Below are 17,258 nucleotides of genomic sequence, written 5' to 3'. Positions count from 1 at the left end.
ACTAACCTACTGCCCCTTCTAAACTTAAGCCCAATAATTTAGTTGCTTCCACCGCAAACTCCATAGGCAATTCTTTTAACACCTGCTTACAAAAGCCATTAACAATCATTGACACGGCATCCTCTGTATCAATCCCGCGTTGTTGACAATAAAACAATTGTTCTTCACTGATTTTTGAAGTTGTGGCCTCATGTTCTACTTGCGCCGTCGGATTTTTAACTTCTATATAAGGGAACGTGTGCGCGGAACATTCAGATCCCATAAGCATTGAATCACATTGAGTATAATTACGTGCATTAATTGCCGTGGGCGCAATACGTACCAGGCCACGATAAGCATTATGTGCTTTGCCCGCACTAATTCCTTTGGAAATAATCGTTGACCGCGTGTTTTTACCGATATGAATCATTTTAGTACCGGTATCTGCTTGTTGATAATTATTTGTCAAAGCAACTGAATAAAACTCACCAACGGAATCATCACCTTGCAAAATCACACTTGGATATTTCCAGGTAATTGCTGAGCCAGTTTCTATTTGCGTCCAAGAAATTTTAGAACGTTTACCACGACACGCCCCTCTTTTAGTCACAAAATTATAAATACCACCTTTACCTTCTTTATCCCCAGGGTACCAATTTTGTACGGTTGAATATTTAATTTGAGCACCATCTAAAGCGACCAATTCAACCACAGCCGCATGCAATTGATTTTCGTCACGCATGGGTGCAGTACATCCCTCTAGGTAAGACACATAACTATCGACATCTGCAACAATTAATGTGCGCTCAAACTGTCCCGTAGAGGCCGCATTAATGCGAAAATAGGTGGATAATTCCATAGGACAACGTACTCCTTTTGGAATATAAACAAAGGAGCCGTCACTGAAAACAGCCGAATTTAAAGCAGCATAAAAATTATCTCGATAAGAAACAACTGACCCTAAATATTGCATGAGCAATTCAGGGTATTGATGCACTGCTTCAGAGATTGGGCAAAAAATTACGCCTTTTTCAGCTAATTTTGCTTTAAAGGTGGTCGCTACAGAAACACTATCAAAAACAGCATCTACAGCAACACCAGCAAGCATTTCTTGTTCTCTCAAAGGAATACCAAGTTTTTCATAAGTTCTTAGTAATTCAGGATCAACCTCATCAAGACTTTTAGGAGCGTCTTTCTTCATTTTTGGCGCTGAATAATAAGAAATACTCTGAAAATCCACTGGTGGATAATGCACACTAGACCATTGGGGGGGGGACATAGTTAACCAATGTTGGTAGGCTTTTAAACGCCACTCCAGTAAAAATTCTGGCTCACCTTTAACTGCTGATAATCGCCGAATAACCTCTTCGTCCAGTCCTGGTGCAAAAGTATCTACCTCAATGTCGGTCGTAAAACCATGTTGATATTCTCTATCGAGCAGAGAATTAATTTGCTCACTGCTTTTAGCCACGATTAACTCCACTTGCTAATTGTCGAACCCGCTCCACATCACGTGCACGCAAAGTGGGTTTAGCTAATGTAGCTAAACTCACACTATCCAAAGCTGTTTCAATTGCTTGACTAATTAATCGCCAATTACCCTGAATAGTACAAACATCTTGTAATGAACAGCCATTAGGGTGCGCACTGCACTCTGTGAATCCACGATGTTCTTCCAATGCAAAAATTATTTGCGACACAGAAATTTCAGTAGCAGGACGTCGCAATTGATATCCTCCAGTTACTCCGCGCACTGAGGTTAACAAGCCTGCACTGGTCAAACGTTTTAAAATTTTACTTACCGTAGGTACAGTCAAATGAGTATGCAAAGCAATATCACGAGCATTACATAATTCTTGCGCGTGCCTGGCAAGATACACCATCACTACTGTTCCATAATCGGCCAATTTGCTGATGCGCAGCATAACACCTCAAAATCGAATAATCTAGTACTAATTAAGTCTTAATTAACGTGTACCCTATATATTTAGCCATATATATACCTTTTAGTCGCCAAACAAATGTTACCCCATAAAGCTTGTCCAGAGCTAAAGCGGGAATGAACAGCTTTTACACAGGTCCAAACTCCAATAAAATCAGGCCAATATAAAAAATCACTTTATTTATTAGGCGGAACTCACATTAATTACAGATAAAATCCAGACTTATTAATTTACCACATACTATAAATATAGTACTAAATCGGTTCTATATCTAACGAACATGAATAGTACCTTATTGTTAAGGAATGATGCAAATAAAATAATTGAAAGATTCCAATTTTCATCTCTCAACGGACCCGTTTCGATTACCTCCCTGACATTAACTGAAAGGACGGTCATTTTCGCGACAGTGGGATTTCATTTCTACACAAGCAACATGGATCCCCCTTGCATATGATGTAATCTTAAGAACAACTGGGGATGCCAAAAGACAGCTACAAGTGTCTAAGTCCCTGGGTGTGCCCCCGCTCGCATTCATTCACTAAAATAAACAGAATGGATAGATATCAAATCATTTGTGGTTTCAAAAGTAAGCCAAGCTTCATTTTGGCCAGATTATAAATCTTAGCCTACTTGAACTATAGGTAGTACATAACGTATTATCGTCTTTATTGGCTTAAGAAAATTAGCACTTTGACTTCATGGAACAAAGATTCATTAGGAGCAAGACCATGACAGCCGAGCATTATCCGGTCTCGCTGGTCAACAATCGCCTCGACTCGGGAACTTCACTTATCCCGCAGGGGTACTATCGTTCTAAATTATTTATTGCCCCTTTTTCTACTAACGCCCTGGTTGCAGCAGCTGGCCCTCTTTTATCGTTATTGGAAAGGCTTTGTTTAAGCCCTTCACTGCCTCCTATTGAAAATATTAGAGATAACATTGAGCACGAACTGCTTGCATTTCAAAGTAAGATGGATGCGTCCAAGTACCCTATGGATTTCATTATCATTGCCCACTACTTAATGACCGCGACCATAGATGAACTCATTGGTAAAAATTACATGCGTGTCTATCAAATAAATGCCGAATTTAAGGCTTTTACACCACTAACCAATGGGGATACTCAACCTCAATATCGTTTTTTTGAAATTCTAAATTACATTAAAGAGCGCCCCAACCAATATCTCGATCTCATTGAATTGGTTTATTTTTTTCTAATCGTAGGTTTTGAGGGTCACTATCACCTTAAACCCGATGGACGACAAGCTTTAGACAACTACATTGATGACCTCTATCAGATAATTCAGCAAAACCGCTTTCATCAACCACGGCGTTTATTTAATGAAAACCCGTTGCCTAAAACTACTAAAAAAAGTTATAAGACAGTAATAATCACCATGGTTACTGCGGTTACCTTAGTAGTCTTTGCTTTTTTTACCAGCCAATATTTATTGGAAAATAAAGCAAAATCAGTTTTATTTGGTCACTCACAACTCGCTCTTTTGGAGAGCTAATGGACAACTCTTTACGCGCATTGTGTGATGCTATAAAAAAAATACTTTCCCAATTAAAACCCCAAAACCATCCACTCTCTTTTATAGTGATTACGGGAAAAAATGCACAAGGGAAATCTGCCTTGTTAAAACAAAGCAACATGGAGGAAATACCTGTCTTTAGCGAACAACATGCAAAAGTCTATTTTAATCAGCAAGGAATCATGATTGAGTTAGGTGAAAATTGGTTAACGAACAGCAAAAGCCTCTTATTCAATACCCTAAAACAGTTAAATCGTTGTAACTCATATCTAAAAATTACTGGCATAGTGTTATGTATTGATGTAAACGACTTACTGATTGCCGATCCCGCACAATTTGCTGAACAAAAGAAAGCACACCTGCAGTTGATAGAACGATTTGGTATTAATTTAGGTTATCCCGTTGAGTTTGCTCTGATATTTACTAAAATGGATACTTTAGCCGGCTTTACTGAGTTTTATCAATCAGAGCATGCGACCGATTTAGCGAAACCTCTTGGATTTTCTCTGGATTGCATGAATGATCCCAAGAAAAAGAAGGAAGCTTACGCCTTACAATTTAATCAACTGATTGAACAACTAAATCAACAAGTCATTCATAAGATGCACCCTGCACGCTCCACGATGAGACGTAGTTTAATTCGTGAGTTTCCATTGCAGGTGGCTAGCCTGGGTACCCCGATTCATGCATTAATACATGGAATTTCAACAAAACTGTTTCATTTGCATTCCATTTATTTTACGAGCGCGGAACAAGGCGGTATCAGTATTGATCGCCTCAATAAAAAAATTCAGCACGAATATGCATTAGTCGTTCAAGATACTTTTCCTCAAGCAACCAATTTCAGAGCCTATTTTGTTGAGGGAGCCTTAAAAACAATCCAGGAACATTGCAGCCAAATTCCACAACTACGTAAGTTTTCGCAAAAAACCATTATCTCATCAACAGCGAGTATTGTTGGAATTGCCCTGCTTATATTAAGTTACAATTATTATAAAACAGCGCACTTACTGGATGAAGCGAGCAAAGAATTACTTGCCTATGATGTACTTATTAATCAACAAGATAAACAAAATCAGGCTCTTTATCATTTATCGAATGCTGCACAGACAATGAGCCATATTCCAAGTAACTCTTTATCCCTGCCAACTGTGCACCAGCTAAAAAATAATTTGCAAAACACTAGCGATAACCGACTCTACGGTGATTTTTTATACTCGCTAACGAATGAGCTCGAAGAAGTGATTAATAATCCGAGTAATACACCAATTATTCGGTATAATGCATTGAAAATTTACCTAATGCTTAGCCAGCCAGAACATTTTTCTACAATACAAGTCCATGATTGGTTTGCTTCGAATTGGAAAGATCAACCAGAAATCACCTTAAAAAAACATTTGACCCTGTTAAAAAGGGTCTTAAATAAACCACCAAAAAATATAACAATCAAACAGCAAGTCATTACTGATGCACGCAATTATCTTAATGCTTTGCCTACAAGTTATCTATTTTACTCTATTGCCAAAGAGTCTTTTCCTGCAACGAAACAACAAATATCAATTAATGGATTTGTTTTAGCTACAAATGAATTGCCTGTTTATTTTACTCGAGCAGGTTTTGATGATGTAATAAAAATAATTCCAGAAATAAACCATACATTGCAAAAAGAAAACTGGGTCCTTGCACGTAATGATTTAGGGCAATTACAAGATATGCTTATTCAAGCCTATTGCTTTGATTATGTCACCTGGTGGCAAACATTTATGCGTAAATCACAACCGTTTCATTATCAAGATTATCAAGCTGGACGCCAAGTCGTTAAGACTTTAGAACAATCGCACGCATTAAGTAAAATCATAGGACTAATTCAACAAGAAACTAAGGCAGATTTGACCAATAACTCTTCGCCTTTTAATCAGTTTATTGCCAGCCAATTTACTGACTTGAATTTGATGAGCCATTCCAGTACCCAAGAACTCAGCTTAAAAATCGTTGATTTGGAACGCTTTATTTCTACTTTATCCATGATAAATGATAATGGAAAAACTGCATTTAATATCACGAGAACACGGTTCGCTAGTGACAATGCATCAGATCCGGTAAGCCTACTCTATAATCAGGCAAAACTTTTACCTGCACCTTTAAGTATTTGGTCCAAACAATTAGCAAGTGATGCCTGGAGTATTTTAATCAAAGACAGTCGCCAATATATTAACCAACAATGGCAACAAACTGTCTTTCGAGATTTTCAAACCACCATCGCCCAACGTTATCCGTTTGACTCGTCTCAAAAGGAAGAAATATCGATTCATGATTTTAATCGATTCTTCTCCACTCATGGAACGTTAAACACGTTTACTGAAAACTACGTAAAACCTTTCCTGGATATTTCAAGTGCAGAATGGAAGCCAAAAGCGATTAACGATACCGTGATACCAATCACCTCGGAAACATTAGATGCATTGATACGAGCCAATATCATTACAAATATGTTTTTCCCCGATCGCGGTGAAGAAAGCAAAATTAACTTCAGTTTGCAAAAAATCAGCCTTGATCCGATAGTTGCAAACTTGGAACTACAAATCGGCCAAACTAAATTAACAGATAATCAAGGAAGTGACTCGATGACTCACTTTACCTGGCCCCAAGCAAATGCCAAACTTGCTCTTGACTCTATTGAAGGGAACCATTACGAACTCGCTGAACAAGGAGTATGGGCTTTATTCAAACTTCTAGAAAAGGTAAATGTTCTTATTGATGAACAAGATAGCTCCAATTTACAAATTCTTTTCGAAGTGAACAGCAATTCTGGGCGCTATTTATTAAAAACAAATAATCAGGTGAATCCCTTCACTCCCGGTATTTTAAATGGCTTTAACCTGGAAGAATATATTGTTTAATCGGCAAGGTTCAGCAAATAAGATAAGGTCCGCTGTACCTCGACCTCCTGATTATGTTTATACATCCCAAAATTAAAAAACGAATAATTTTCTAAAAAGTAGTATATATTTAAAACACAAAGAGACAGATTCCCTCTGATTCATATATACTAAGAGTTCTTAAATAAAAAAGGTTAGTTCTATGCGTACGTTTATTTCATATTTACTTATTGCATTATTAAGTTTCGGGCTACTAGTGCACGAAGCATCTGCAAAACGCTTTGGCGGAGGTAGAAGCTTTGGTGTCCAACGCTCACAAAGCAGTCTATTTTCAACCAATAAAACACAAAAATCCAGCGTTATGGGGCAAAGCACTAAAAACCCGAGTAGATGGGGTGGTTTATTAAGTGGATTATTAATCGGTGGTCTTTTAACCAGTTTATTTATGGGACATGGCGTTACCAGTGGTATTTTGTCTTGGTTAATTTTAGGTGCAGTTCTTTTCTTTGTCGTTGGATTCTTTCGCAGGAAAATGCAACCAGGTTATCAAACAGGACAATCCAGCCCTTTTAATCAAAATCCTTTAAATAATTTTACTCAATCATTTAGTAATAGTTCCATGGGGGGTAACAGTAATACTTCCGAATACCCCATTGGTTTTGTCCCTGAAACTTTTTTGCGTGAAGCTAAAGTAACCTTTAATCGATTACAAGCCGCTTACGATCAAAAAAACCTTCAGGACTTAAGTGAGTTTACCGCACCCGAAGTATTTGCAGAAATTAAAATGCAACTCGATGAACGAGGCGATGCACCCAACAAAACAGAAGTGATTAGTTTGGACGCCGAATTACTGGATATTTCAAAACAATCTAATTCATTTATTGCAAGTGTCCGCTTTACCGGATCTATTAAAGAAAATGATGAACAACCAAGCCAACTCGATGAGATTTGGCATTTTCGCCAGTTTCCGAACAGTCCTCAATGGCTTGTAGGAGGAGTTCAACAAGAAGTATTTCAACCTTAATAGTTGGAGTGATCTAAAAATATGGGGATTTCTAGTGATCCCCATTTTAGAATCAAAGACACTTACTTTGCCTAGGCATTAGTAATACACTTTACGTGACTTATCCATAAACTCAATGTCTTCTTGAAGATCTTCTGTTAACTCTGCTTTAGTTTTCTTATACTTATCTTGATTTTTAGAAAAAAATAAAATCCCTAAATCCTTTAATTTTAATTGTTTTTGCAATGATACATAATTTTCATAAGAAAAATTCTCAATCAAATAAGCATCCCCATGTTTATGATGTTCCATTCTAATTTCGAATCCAGGGTAAAGTTTTTCTAGATAGGTATTAAATTTTTGAATTACATCCAAGGCTTGTAACCGTATTTTAGGATCCAACTTATCACTCTGATACAGTGAGGCTATATTGGTTTTATACCCAATGACTGTGCTGCAAGGATTATTCCAAAAGTGTGTCATACCAAAACGTTGTGGATCACTTGGAATTGGATGAAACAAATTAAGCATATCCACCATTTGCTTAACATATACCCCAAAAACCTCTTCACTATTAATAATTACAGCACGACATTGCCCTGGGGCTTTTAAGGAGTTCACTATCCTTACTATAGCTGACGCAGGTAAGAGTTTTTTAAGATGAGTCACAATCTGTTGCGCATCATGTTCACTCAAGGCAGGTGATACAATTCGAAGTTCTTTATTTCCAATATGATTTAATAGGGTTCGACATTCAAGTTGCAACTGGCTATTCGTGTTTTTATTATATAAAGTTTGGAAAAATATTCTTATCTTATCTTCATTTTTAAGATATGCTTCAAAAACTTTTATAGGATTAAAAATGATGGCACGAAATTGGTTTATCATATTCCTGGATGCAACCACATCGATCGCAGCGAATGGGAGAAACATTTTAATATGCTGAGCCACCTGTTCCGCATCATTTTTACTTAAAGCAGATGAAACAATTTGCAACGCATCCCCCCTTTCTTGATTCCTAGATTCAAATAACATGGCATTATTAAAGTGATTAGTATAAAAGGTTTGAAAAAATAGTCTTATGTCATCTGCGTTCATATTAGTTACTCATAAATAAATTTATAACTCACCCAATTACTCGGCTCGTCACCATCTTCAAATTCATTATTTCTACAAGCTTCAGAAGAATGGATATTCTCCTTAGAAAATCCCATTAACCTTAGTTATCGTTATCTCTCTGACATTCTCATTGAAACAAACTCAAAGGTCATTATTTAACCAGAAAACTCAAATTCAATCCAATTGATTATTTTTATAACACATATGAAAATTACAAATAGTATATTTGTTTGCTTTTTGATCATCCGATTTAAAGATGCAGGGCATTGATTGATTTAATATTTAAAATTTATGACAGAATAGTTATCCATTGACCATTGATTGAGAAACAAGGAGTTGATCTGCACCTCGACCCAATTCGTTATTTTAGCTATCTGCTGCTAACTCGTTATTGAAACGATGTACCAATTCTAGATTTTGCATAAAGGCGGTGCCAATAAGCACCGCTCTAAATTGCGTGATCTTTCTTATCCGTTTCAAATCATCGAGTGATCTAACTCCAGAAGCATAAACAAGAATGATATCGTTCAGGTAGCGATTATCAACGCCTTGTAGTATTGATTCGGTTACGTCATTGTTAATTTCCCATGTTATTGGATCTACGTTATGGATGGCAATTATTTTTGTTGCTATTTCTAATGCTGTCTGAAACTCCCTAAAATCATGGACCTCAACGAATGGCTCCGTTCTAAGCAGACCTCATTAAAACTCTATAACAAATCAGCATAAGCCTCATAATTAAAATTGATTTTTGAAACGGTTCTTCCTTCACGAAAGTGCCAGACTAACTTTCGTATTTATTGTAAAAGCTCCATCATAGTGGAAAATGACTTACAGCCATATACTCTCTGCTTTAGCCATTGCCAAAATCGTTCAATTGGGTTGTATTCAGGTGAATAGGCAGGAAGAAAAAATAATTTCACCCAATCATTTTTTCTAACCAATTTCTGAACTTCCTTACTCTTATGTATAAGGTCATTGTCGAGAATAATCATGAGCTTTTTATTGGGATTTGCTTTATGAAGTTGATGCAAGAACATGTTGAATTGCTGGCTATTGCCTGTATCATCCTGCTTCCTGATAGCCATATTCCTGAGGTGATTTACCGAGTAAATCACTAAGTTGAGACCAATAATAGGTGCTTTCCTGGCCGGGCGACCGGTTGACTGCGACTCTTAAGTCCTGTAATACCATATATTATATAGCGCTTGAGCCATAATCTGATGGTATGTTCAGTGCGAACAGTAATCTTAGCCATTTCCGATACCGAGTGTCCTTCTCCGCATAATAATACGTAATAGGCTCGTTACCCTATATTGGATTTTTGACTTCGCCTTAATCGAATTAAATCTATTTTTGCTTCTTCGTTGAGATATATCCTTATCATTTTTCAAAACCAATCTATAAGTACACTAACCCCTTTGTTTGTTATAGATATTTAATGAGGTCTGCTTAAATAAATTATAAAGATAAGAGTGACCTTCTGGTTTCTTGATTTAATAGACGAATACATTCAGCCTCAATATTTTCTGGAGATCGCTCTTTTAGAAGCGTTGCTAAACAATTCATCAAGCGCTGATTTTTATTATAGTAATGCTCCGCAACACCTTCTAATATCGATAAGTGCGTTAAGGAGGGATCAATAGGGTCTAGTTGATTATCCGAGAGGTGGGGATTAATTCTGATAAATATTACTTTTGAAAGTTTATCTCCAGTATCTTTACTATTCATTAAGGCTGCAAATTCAGCCATTATTTGGTTAGCAGTAGTCGTTTCTCCTTCAATTGCTATTTTAGGCAGATCGGGAAGCCACTGAAAAAAACCCCAATTTTTAGGTTGAGTGGTTACTGCAGAATATTTCCCCGTTCCCAGAGACAAAACTAAATAGTGATTGGCGTTTGAGCATTCCTTTTGAGCATAGATATAGGTCATAACGGTTGGGTTATTGAGTGCAATACCCGCATCAATAATTTCAAAATTTTCATTCTCAAGACTATTGAGGACTTTAACAGGTAAAATAGATGCCATCGCAGTAGTTCCTTCGATAATATCTTTTACTTTATAACGGGTGCTATAACCACATTCCTGCCAATTACAAAAGGTGGCTATTTCTTTAGATTTTGTATTATATCCAAAAAGTATAATATGTGATAATAGCTTAAAAAGAGGCATATCTCCATAATACTTATCTCCTACTTTGCGAATACCAGTTGATTCAAATTTAGGAGCAATTAATCCATTCATAGATAGTATTTGATGTAGCGGATTAATTAAAAAAACTTCTTGAGCGCTCACTTTATAGGCCATGATTACTTGTTTAGCAGTGTACTTGGGAAGTCCATCTGAATTTGGTATGGCCAGCATTGAGACCAATATAGATCCTGTTGATACCCCACTCATAAAATCAAATAACTTTTCAATACTTAATTGAGTTTTTATTTCAAGCTTATCAAGAAAAGTCGCGGGAATAATTCCTCTTACTCCTCCGCCATCAATGCTAAGTATTGTAGTTAGTGACGGATTACATTGAACCTTCGTAACCGCATTAGCTTTTTGTTCAGGAAAAAAAGCATTTAAAAGTATAAAAATGGTTATCAATAATATTTTTTTACATTGTATCATTAGAGGCTATCCATAAAAGACTATTGCTGCACAAGCTTCTTATCAGTTGTATAATAGCCCTAATTTCCTGGAAGAGCTAATTGCATCTCCATTTTTTCTTCTTTTTTAACCACTTCTAAACCTCAAAAATAGTAATTGATAAGCGTCGCTGCTTTTTCCTCATCATTTATTGAAGGCTCAATTTTTTTTGATCGATTTATTTTTGTCAAAAAAGCTCATGCTTGCCCCTTAGTGAGCAGTAATAAATTTATAGGATATTTATTTATGTAATAATAATTATGAGTCAACCAATACCAAAATAAACATTAATTTTATTAGGGACTGTTGACAGCCCCTACTCTCGATAAATATCACAGCTAATATAAAAAAAACGCTTTAAATCTATTTCAGATTATGTGCTGTTATCAATAATGGTAAAGATTGCCCCAAAAATACCCCCGTGGCACATCACATCTTCTGCGCCATATCTAGAATCATATAAGCGCCAGCCGTAGATAATGATTTATGTACTAACCGACAATGAAATCCTCTAAAAAAAGCATTGGTACCATGATTTTTATAAATTTGAGAAGCAAGCTGCCCTAATGATTGTTGTACTTTATTACCTGCTTGTTGCTGACTTTTCAATACATCAAGAGGGGTAGTTGCAAAAGCAACAGGGGCAGAGGCAAAGGTTGCCCACAAAATGGTTGATAAAAATGTTTGTTTTTCGCGTTTGGTTTTAATTGCATTGTACGTCATAAATAAATAAAACCAGCTAGGAAAAGCTTTTCCTATTGTAGGAACACTTCCTGAAAAAAAACCAGTCAGACCTCTTTGTTGATAAATAGCATTCATTGCCTGGAAAGGTGTTATAGGTTTAGTATGACTTGTAATAGTCCTCATTTGCACTGTTTTGATGTTTTCAATTGGGCTAACAACTACAGTATCAAAAACACTTGCGATAGCTCCTTTTAGCGCACCACCAGATAACATAGGAAGCTGTAGCTTATCTATTTCTTTTGGCATATGGGAAATCAATAACGGCCTATATGCTACTTTACCAAGCTGACGAATGACGCATGATAAAAATCCTGTAGAAAAATGCTTTAAGTTCAAGCCGGCAAATTGTTTTATAACCGAATAAGAACTTTGAGCAAGATTTGTTTGAATTGCAACTTTTAATCTTTCTGCCGGATGGCCTATACATGTTGTAAAAATTGTATACCCTATGCCAAAAGCATAAGCATCCCAAAGAGTCTTTTGCGCTCTTTTCTCTTGACCCATGATACCCTCTTGTTAACAAAAGGATAAATAATATCATGATGCTCATTTATAATTCATTTTTTATCTACTGTGTGAAAAATCAAATCTATTTCCACTTACCTGCAAGAACTCATACTGTAATGCGTTTAAATTTGATTATTCTGATGATTTGTCAATAGATTACACGTAGAGGGGAATACTCATAAAAAAAATTTAATTCCATATTAAACGTTCAGAATAGACAACGACCTGATTTTTCCCATTTTGCTTTGCTTTATATAATGCTTGATCTGCATAATTTACAATATCATTAAAATCATAACTATGAGTCAAACTCGAAATTCCAATACTAATCGTTACATGTACTTGGTGATCATTTACTGTAAAAGTATGATTAGAAAATTGAAGGCGCAAGTTATTACAAATTTTTTGGCTGTTTTCAAGATTAGCACCTGGCAATATTAGTACAAATTCCTCCCCACCATATCGCCCAATAATATCTTGATTACGTAAACTCATCATCAGCATAGAAGCAAGTTTTTTAATCACCACATCCCCAAAAGGATGGCCATAAGTGTCATTAATTAATTTAAAATTATCAATGTCGATCATTACAAAAGAAAGCGGCGAGTCCTGTTGCTTTGCTCGGGTAATTTCAATATTTAAACGATTTAAAACACTCGAATGATTTAATAAACCAGTCAAACTATCCGTAGTCATATAATAATTTAAAATACTCGCACGATTTGACCGTGATCTTACAGCAGAAACTAAATCTTGTGGTGAAACAGGTTTGGTAAGAAAGTCATCCCCACCTAAGCTAATAGCAGCTAATTTCTTGTTCTTATCATCCTCTGTAGACAGAAAAATAATAGGAATTTTCGTGTATCGCCTATCTTTTCGTAGTAAAGTTGCAAGTTCCAAACCAGAACATTCTGGCATATATATATCCATCAAAATTAAATCAGGCTGGAAGGTTTCAAGTTCTTTTAATAAGTCCAAGGGTTTTGTGATGGCTCGAGTAATCATATTCGCTTGTCTTAAAATTAATGAATAAAACTCCGCTAATGATTGTGAATCATCCAAAATTAAAATTCGATATGTTTCATTAACAGGCGAAGTACAATTTAGATTTATTTCCTGAATCATGTAAGAAACATCAAGCGGCTTTTGAAAAAAAGCCACACAACCGGCACGAATCGCTGTGAGTCGAGGTAATAAATCAGCATTAGGAACAATACAAAATAATTGAATGAGCCCCTTCTGTTTTTTTTCCAAAGAAACCAGATATTCAAGAAAGGATTTATCTAAATAATCAGTATCAATAATTAGAGCGATCGGTTGCTGTTTCTGAATTAAGTCCTGTAATGATGTCATATCTTTAATATGCTTTGCATCATACCCAGCCTGTTGCAAACTAGCTCTTAGTTCATGAACCAATGGTAATTCCTGTTCCAGAATATAGACTAATTTATTGTCAGCAGATCTTTTTTCAGCGATAAACTCTAGTGATTTTGGAGAGTCTTCATGAGCCAACACGCCTTTTAATTGATTAAAATATGAATTAATTTTTTCTCGATCTTCCTCTGCCAATTTCCCCCTGGCAAGTATATTTTTTAATAATATTTCCATCTGCCGAGCTGTCTTGCCCAACTCCAAGTATCCATAGGTTCCAGCAGAACCACATAAGCTATGTATATTGCGATGAAACTCTTGAAAACCGGCTAAATCCCATTGTTTGAGTTGGGCTTGCCATTGCAGCTCTAAACTATAAATTCGCTCAGGAAGCTGCTTACTGTAGCGTATAAAGAGATTATGTAATTTTTTCCGTATCTTCTCATCCATTATATTTTAACCAGGCATTGTTTATTGACATCGCAAGAGTCAAAGGATCAAAAGGCTTTTTAATTACATCAATTGCTCCTATAGACTTATATTCTGCTATTTCATCACTTTGTATTTTAGCAGTCATAAATATAGCAGGTATTTCCATAAACTCAGGATTCTTCCTTAATTCACATAAAGTGGTTGGTCCATCCTGTTCAGGCATCATTACATCTAATAAAAGTAAATCGGGAATAAACTCCTTTGCTGCATCTATAACCTCTTTACCATTAGAACAATACCTTACCGTAAAATCGCCGATATCTTCCAAAGCGATTTGAGCAATAGCTCTTATGTCCTCTTCGTCTTCAGCATATAAAATCTTTTTAAGTTCTTTAGGCATTTTCTATTCCTTTAATGAGAAGTTAAAGAAGTTTTTTTATTGTATTAAGTAAATTTTCATTCGAAGAACTAGATTTGAGCAACGCTTGACTCACAAACTTGGAATAATCTTTATTTAAATTGGTATCAGAAAATACAAGAACAGGTGCATGGTATTTCGATATCATCGGCAAAATTTCTATTCCATTTCCATCTGGTAACAATAAGTCTAAGATAATCAAATTATATTTATCTTTTTTCAGCATTTCTTTAGCTTCTTTTAAATTATTTGCTGTAGTTACCTTCGCGTGTTTTTCAAGTAGCACTTCTACAATTTCCTGAGTATCCTTATTATCTTCAATATGTAATATATGGGGTAATCCTTTAGAATTATTTTTCTGTATTTTATTTATTGCCGTCAGTAACTTATTAAAATCAATTGGTTTTTCTAACCAATCTACTATTGAAACAGCATCTCCATTAGATAACTCCTTTCCTGCCTGAGCAAAAACTGAAAGAACTATAATCGGCAAATACATTGTCTTTTGATTTATACGCAGCTCCCTGATGAATGAAATACCATCTTGATCGGGCAATATTAAATCCAACAATAGCGCATGATACTCATGGTCTTCTAATAATTTTCGTGCATCTGCAGCAGTTATAGCAACATCAACAATAAAATCAGCGGACTCTAAAAGCAATTTTAGATAATTGGCCTGATCGCTATCATCTTCACAAATCAGCAATCTTTTGTTTGTATTTGAAGTTAATGATTTATATTCCTCCTGGGAAACATGTGGTTGCCGTACTAGCGGCAAGTCAAAATAGAAAGTCGTCAAATCATTAGGTTTGCTCTCAAAATGTAATGCCCCACCCAGTTTTTCAATAATTGTCTTACTAATATTCAACCCTAATCCTGTCCCACCTTTTCCACGGGTGGTTGAAGAGTCGCCTTGAGAAAATTTTTGGAAAATACGAGATTGAAACTCGGGTGATATCCCAACCCCCCTATTGGTAATGGATACTCGAACTGATGAACCTATCTGCTTCACACTAACAGTAACATTCTCATTTTCATGAGAAAATTTACATGCATTAGAGAGTAAATTTGCTAAAACTTGCATCAGCCGGCCAGAATCTACTGAAACTAAATACTCTTCATCATTTGGGGCTAAATCAATGTTTACGCCAAACTTTTCCGCGTACATTTTATTGATATCGATTGATTCTTTAACTACCTGATTTAATTCAACTACTTTTAATTCAAAATCCATTTTCCCTGCTTCAATTTTTTCAATATCCAAGATATCATTAATTAATAAAAGTAAACGATCACAATTGGTATTAGCTATATCAAGCAATTTTTTTACTTTTTCAGGAAACGCTCCCATAATCCCACTCACTAACAATCCCAAAGAACCACGTATGGAAGTAAGGGGCGTACGTAACTCGTGACTTACTGTTGAAACAAATTCATCTTTTAATTTCTCAGTTTGTTTGAGCTCGGTTATGTCATGAATAACAATGACAGCGCCTAAATTGTTCGCTTGTGAGTTAATGATTTTTTGACCATCAATCACTACATGGCGCACCCCATTATTTTTAGTATGCATCATTAATTCAATACCACGGATAAGCTCGCCATTTAAAGCCCGCTTTAGAGGGAACTCATCTGGACTAATTGGTGTATTATTCATAGTAAAAAGATTTAAATAACCCAATATGTTATCGATATTTTTATCACTCTTGTTTGAGTTAATATACTTTTGAATCGTATGGTTTAATACTGTGATTCGACCTGCTGCATTACACGCGATAATTCCATCTTCCAAATTATCAAGCATTGCATTAAGAAATTCTTTCTCATTTTCTATGGCAAGAACCATTTTCTTATAATAACCAGATGCTGTCAGTGCAATTATAAAAATAAAGAGACTGATCCCCGTTATAAAATAAGCCATGTAACGTGGTTCTATTGTCGCATTTTCAGGTGCCATGACATGTAATAAATTGGGTGTAAATACAGCGGCGGCCATCCCTGTATAATGCATGCCACAAATAGCCAATCCCATAAGAAGAGAGCTTATGATTTTTAAATTAAATTGTTTTTCCCTTGAGCCATAATTGCTTTGCAAAGCCAACCAAAACGCAGTTTCTGCGGCAGCAACTCCGATAGCAATGGAAAGAAAAAACAAGCCGGGTAAATAGTGAATGTTCACATGAATCTTCATTCCCTCCATGCCCATATAATGCATGCTGGAAATGGCAAGACCCACAATTAATCCCCCTAACGCAAAATGCGGCATGGAGTAATCTTTTTTCTGTAACATATACAAAGCTAATGCAGAGGCAAGCACGGCAACAATTAATGAAGCTGCTGTCCAACTTACATCATACTCCATAGGCATAGGCATGATAAAAGCCAGCATACCAACAAAATGCATAGCCCAAATTCCTGAACCCATAGCAAAAGCACCACCAGTAAGCCAATAAATCCAAATATGGCTACTTCTTTCAGAACGAAGGCGCCCTACAAGATTTAACGCAACGTAAGAAGCAAAAACAGCAATGACATAAGACAAAGCGACTAACTTCACATCATAACGGCCGTTTAAGGCATCAACTGGAACTGGAGTCGTTTGGAACCATTCAGAAACTATGCTCATTATTACTTCCTGTAATCGCAATCGCTGGAGTTTAATTTATTGGAAGCATCCCCTCA

At 36.0% G+C, this 17,258-nt stretch carries 13 protein-coding genes; 3 read left to right on the top strand and 10 right to left on the bottom strand.

The genetic code is table 11. The features are described 5' to 3' along the window. Position 1: 1 nt before the first annotated feature. Positions 2-1,450, bottom strand: coding sequence for a Fe-S cluster assembly protein SufB (sufB, locus tag EKG34_RS14130; protein WP_003634653.1), 1,449 nt, complete (start codon positions 1,448-1,450; stop codon positions 2-4). Next, positions 1,443-1,904, bottom strand: coding sequence for an SUF system Fe-S cluster assembly regulator (locus EKG34_RS14125; RefSeq protein WP_003634651.1), 462 nt, complete (start codon positions 1,902-1,904; stop codon positions 1,443-1,445). Before EKG34_RS14125 ends, sufB begins: the two co-directional genes overlap by 8 nt. Positions 1,905-2,653: 749 nt before the next feature. Between EKG34_RS14125 and icmH the strand changes: the two genes are divergently transcribed. The 3 genes from icmH (at position 2,654) to EKG34_RS14110 (ending at position 7,363) form a co-directional block, all read left to right on the top strand. Then, the gene (icmH, locus tag EKG34_RS14120; protein WP_003634649.1) at positions 2,654-3,439 is read left to right on the top strand and encodes a type IVB secretion system protein IcmH/DotU; all 786 of its coding nucleotides are present in this window, start codon (positions 2,654-2,656) and stop codon (positions 3,437-3,439) included. Continuing rightward, on the top strand, positions 3,439-6,360 hold the full coding sequence (gene icmF / locus EKG34_RS14115; protein ID WP_003634648.1) for a type IVB secretion system protein IcmF: 2,922 nt from the start codon (positions 3,439-3,441) through the stop codon (positions 6,358-6,360). Before icmH ends, icmF begins: the two co-directional genes overlap by 1 nt. Positions 6,361-6,541: 181 nt before the next feature. Then, a complete protein-coding gene (locus EKG34_RS14110) occupies positions 6,542-7,363 on the top strand; it encodes a Tim44 domain-containing protein (RefSeq protein WP_003634646.1) in 822 nt (273 codons plus the stop codon). Positions 7,364-7,441: 78 nt separating this feature from the next. On the opposite strand, the gene EKG34_RS14105 is transcribed toward EKG34_RS14110, so the two are convergent. The 8 genes from EKG34_RS14105 to EKG34_RS14070 form a co-directional block, all read right to left on the bottom strand. Then, on the bottom strand, positions 7,442-8,440 hold the full coding sequence (locus tag EKG34_RS14105) for a hypothetical protein (RefSeq protein ID WP_080619940.1): 999 nt from the start codon (positions 8,438-8,440) through the stop codon (positions 7,442-7,444). Positions 8,441-8,827: 387 nt separating this feature from the next. Continuing rightward, positions 8,828-9,157, bottom strand: a complete 330-nt coding sequence (locus tag EKG34_RS19010; RefSeq protein ID WP_080619939.1) for a beta/alpha barrel domain-containing protein — start codon at positions 9,155-9,157, stop codon at positions 8,828-8,830. 101 nt (positions 9,158-9,258) lie between these two features. Then, positions 9,259-9,579, bottom strand: a complete 321-nt coding sequence (locus tag EKG34_RS14095) for a transposase (protein WP_223800059.1) — start codon at positions 9,577-9,579, stop codon at positions 9,259-9,261. Between the two features lie 343 nt (positions 9,580-9,922). After that, entirely contained in the window at positions 9,923-11,083 is a 1,161-nt protein-coding gene (locus tag EKG34_RS14090; protein WP_003634641.1) for a patatin-like phospholipase family protein, read from the bottom strand. Positions 11,084-11,530: 447 nt separating this feature from the next. After that, the gene (locus EKG34_RS14085; protein WP_003634637.1) at positions 11,531-12,349 is read right to left on the bottom strand and encodes an MC/SLC25 family protein; all 819 of its coding nucleotides are present in this window, start codon (positions 12,347-12,349) and stop codon (positions 11,531-11,533) included. Between the two features lie 192 nt (positions 12,350-12,541). Continuing rightward, on the bottom strand, positions 12,542-14,173 hold the full coding sequence (locus EKG34_RS14080; RefSeq protein WP_012979477.1) for a diguanylate cyclase: 1,632 nt from the start codon (positions 14,171-14,173) through the stop codon (positions 12,542-12,544). Further along, complete coding sequence (locus tag EKG34_RS14075) at positions 14,166-14,555, bottom strand: response regulator (RefSeq protein ID WP_003634633.1); 390 nt, start codon at positions 14,553-14,555, stop codon at positions 14,166-14,168. The genes EKG34_RS14080 and EKG34_RS14075 overlap by 8 nt, the downstream gene beginning before the upstream one ends. A 22-nt stretch (positions 14,556-14,577) precedes the next feature. After that, on the bottom strand, positions 14,578-17,202 hold the full coding sequence (locus EKG34_RS14070) for an MHYT domain-containing protein (protein WP_003634631.1): 2,625 nt from the start codon (positions 17,200-17,202) through the stop codon (positions 14,578-14,580). Between the last annotated feature and the right edge of the window lie 56 nt (positions 17,203-17,258).

This window comes from Legionella longbeachae (genome assembly GCF_004283175.1).
GTDB lineage: Bacteria > Pseudomonadota > Gammaproteobacteria > Legionellales > Legionellaceae > Legionella > Legionella longbeachae.
Note: the sequence above shows the minus strand (reverse complement) of the source record. Positions and strands in the feature narration are given on the sequence as shown.

What these genes read in the sequence shown, in the direction of transcription:
- EKG34_RS14125 (WP_003634651.1), bottom strand. Translation starts at nt 1,904, where the DNA reads ATGCTGCGCATCAGCAAATTGGCCGATTATGGAACAGTAGTGATGGTG.
- icmH (WP_003634649.1), top strand. Translation starts at nt 2,654, where the DNA reads ATGACAGCCGAGCATTATCCGGTCTCGCTGGTCAACAATCGCCTCGAC.
- icmF (WP_003634648.1), top strand. Translation starts at nt 3,439, where the DNA reads ATGGACAACTCTTTACGCGCATTGTGTGATGCTATAAAAAAAATACTT.
- EKG34_RS14110 (WP_003634646.1), top strand. Translation starts at nt 6,542, where the DNA reads ATGCGTACGTTTATTTCATATTTACTTATTGCATTATTAAGTTTCGGG.
- EKG34_RS14105 (WP_080619940.1), bottom strand. Translation starts at nt 8,440, where the DNA reads ATGAACGCAGATGACATAAGACTATTTTTTCAAACCTTTTATACTAAT.
- EKG34_RS14090 (WP_003634641.1), bottom strand. Translation starts at nt 11,083, where the DNA reads ATGATACAATGTAAAAAAATATTATTGATAACCATTTTTATACTTTTA.
- EKG34_RS14085 (WP_003634637.1), bottom strand. Translation starts at nt 12,349, where the DNA reads ATGGGTCAAGAGAAAAGAGCGCAAAAGACTCTTTGGGATGCTTATGCT.
- EKG34_RS14080 (WP_012979477.1), bottom strand. Translation starts at nt 14,173, where the DNA reads ATGGATGAGAAGATACGGAAAAAATTACATAATCTCTTTATACGCTAC.
- EKG34_RS14075 (WP_003634633.1), bottom strand. Translation starts at nt 14,555, where the DNA reads ATGCCTAAAGAACTTAAAAAGATTTTATATGCTGAAGACGAAGAGGAC.
- EKG34_RS14070 (WP_003634631.1), bottom strand. Translation starts at nt 17,202, where the DNA reads ATGAGCATAGTTTCTGAATGGTTCCAAACGACTCCAGTTCCAGTTGAT.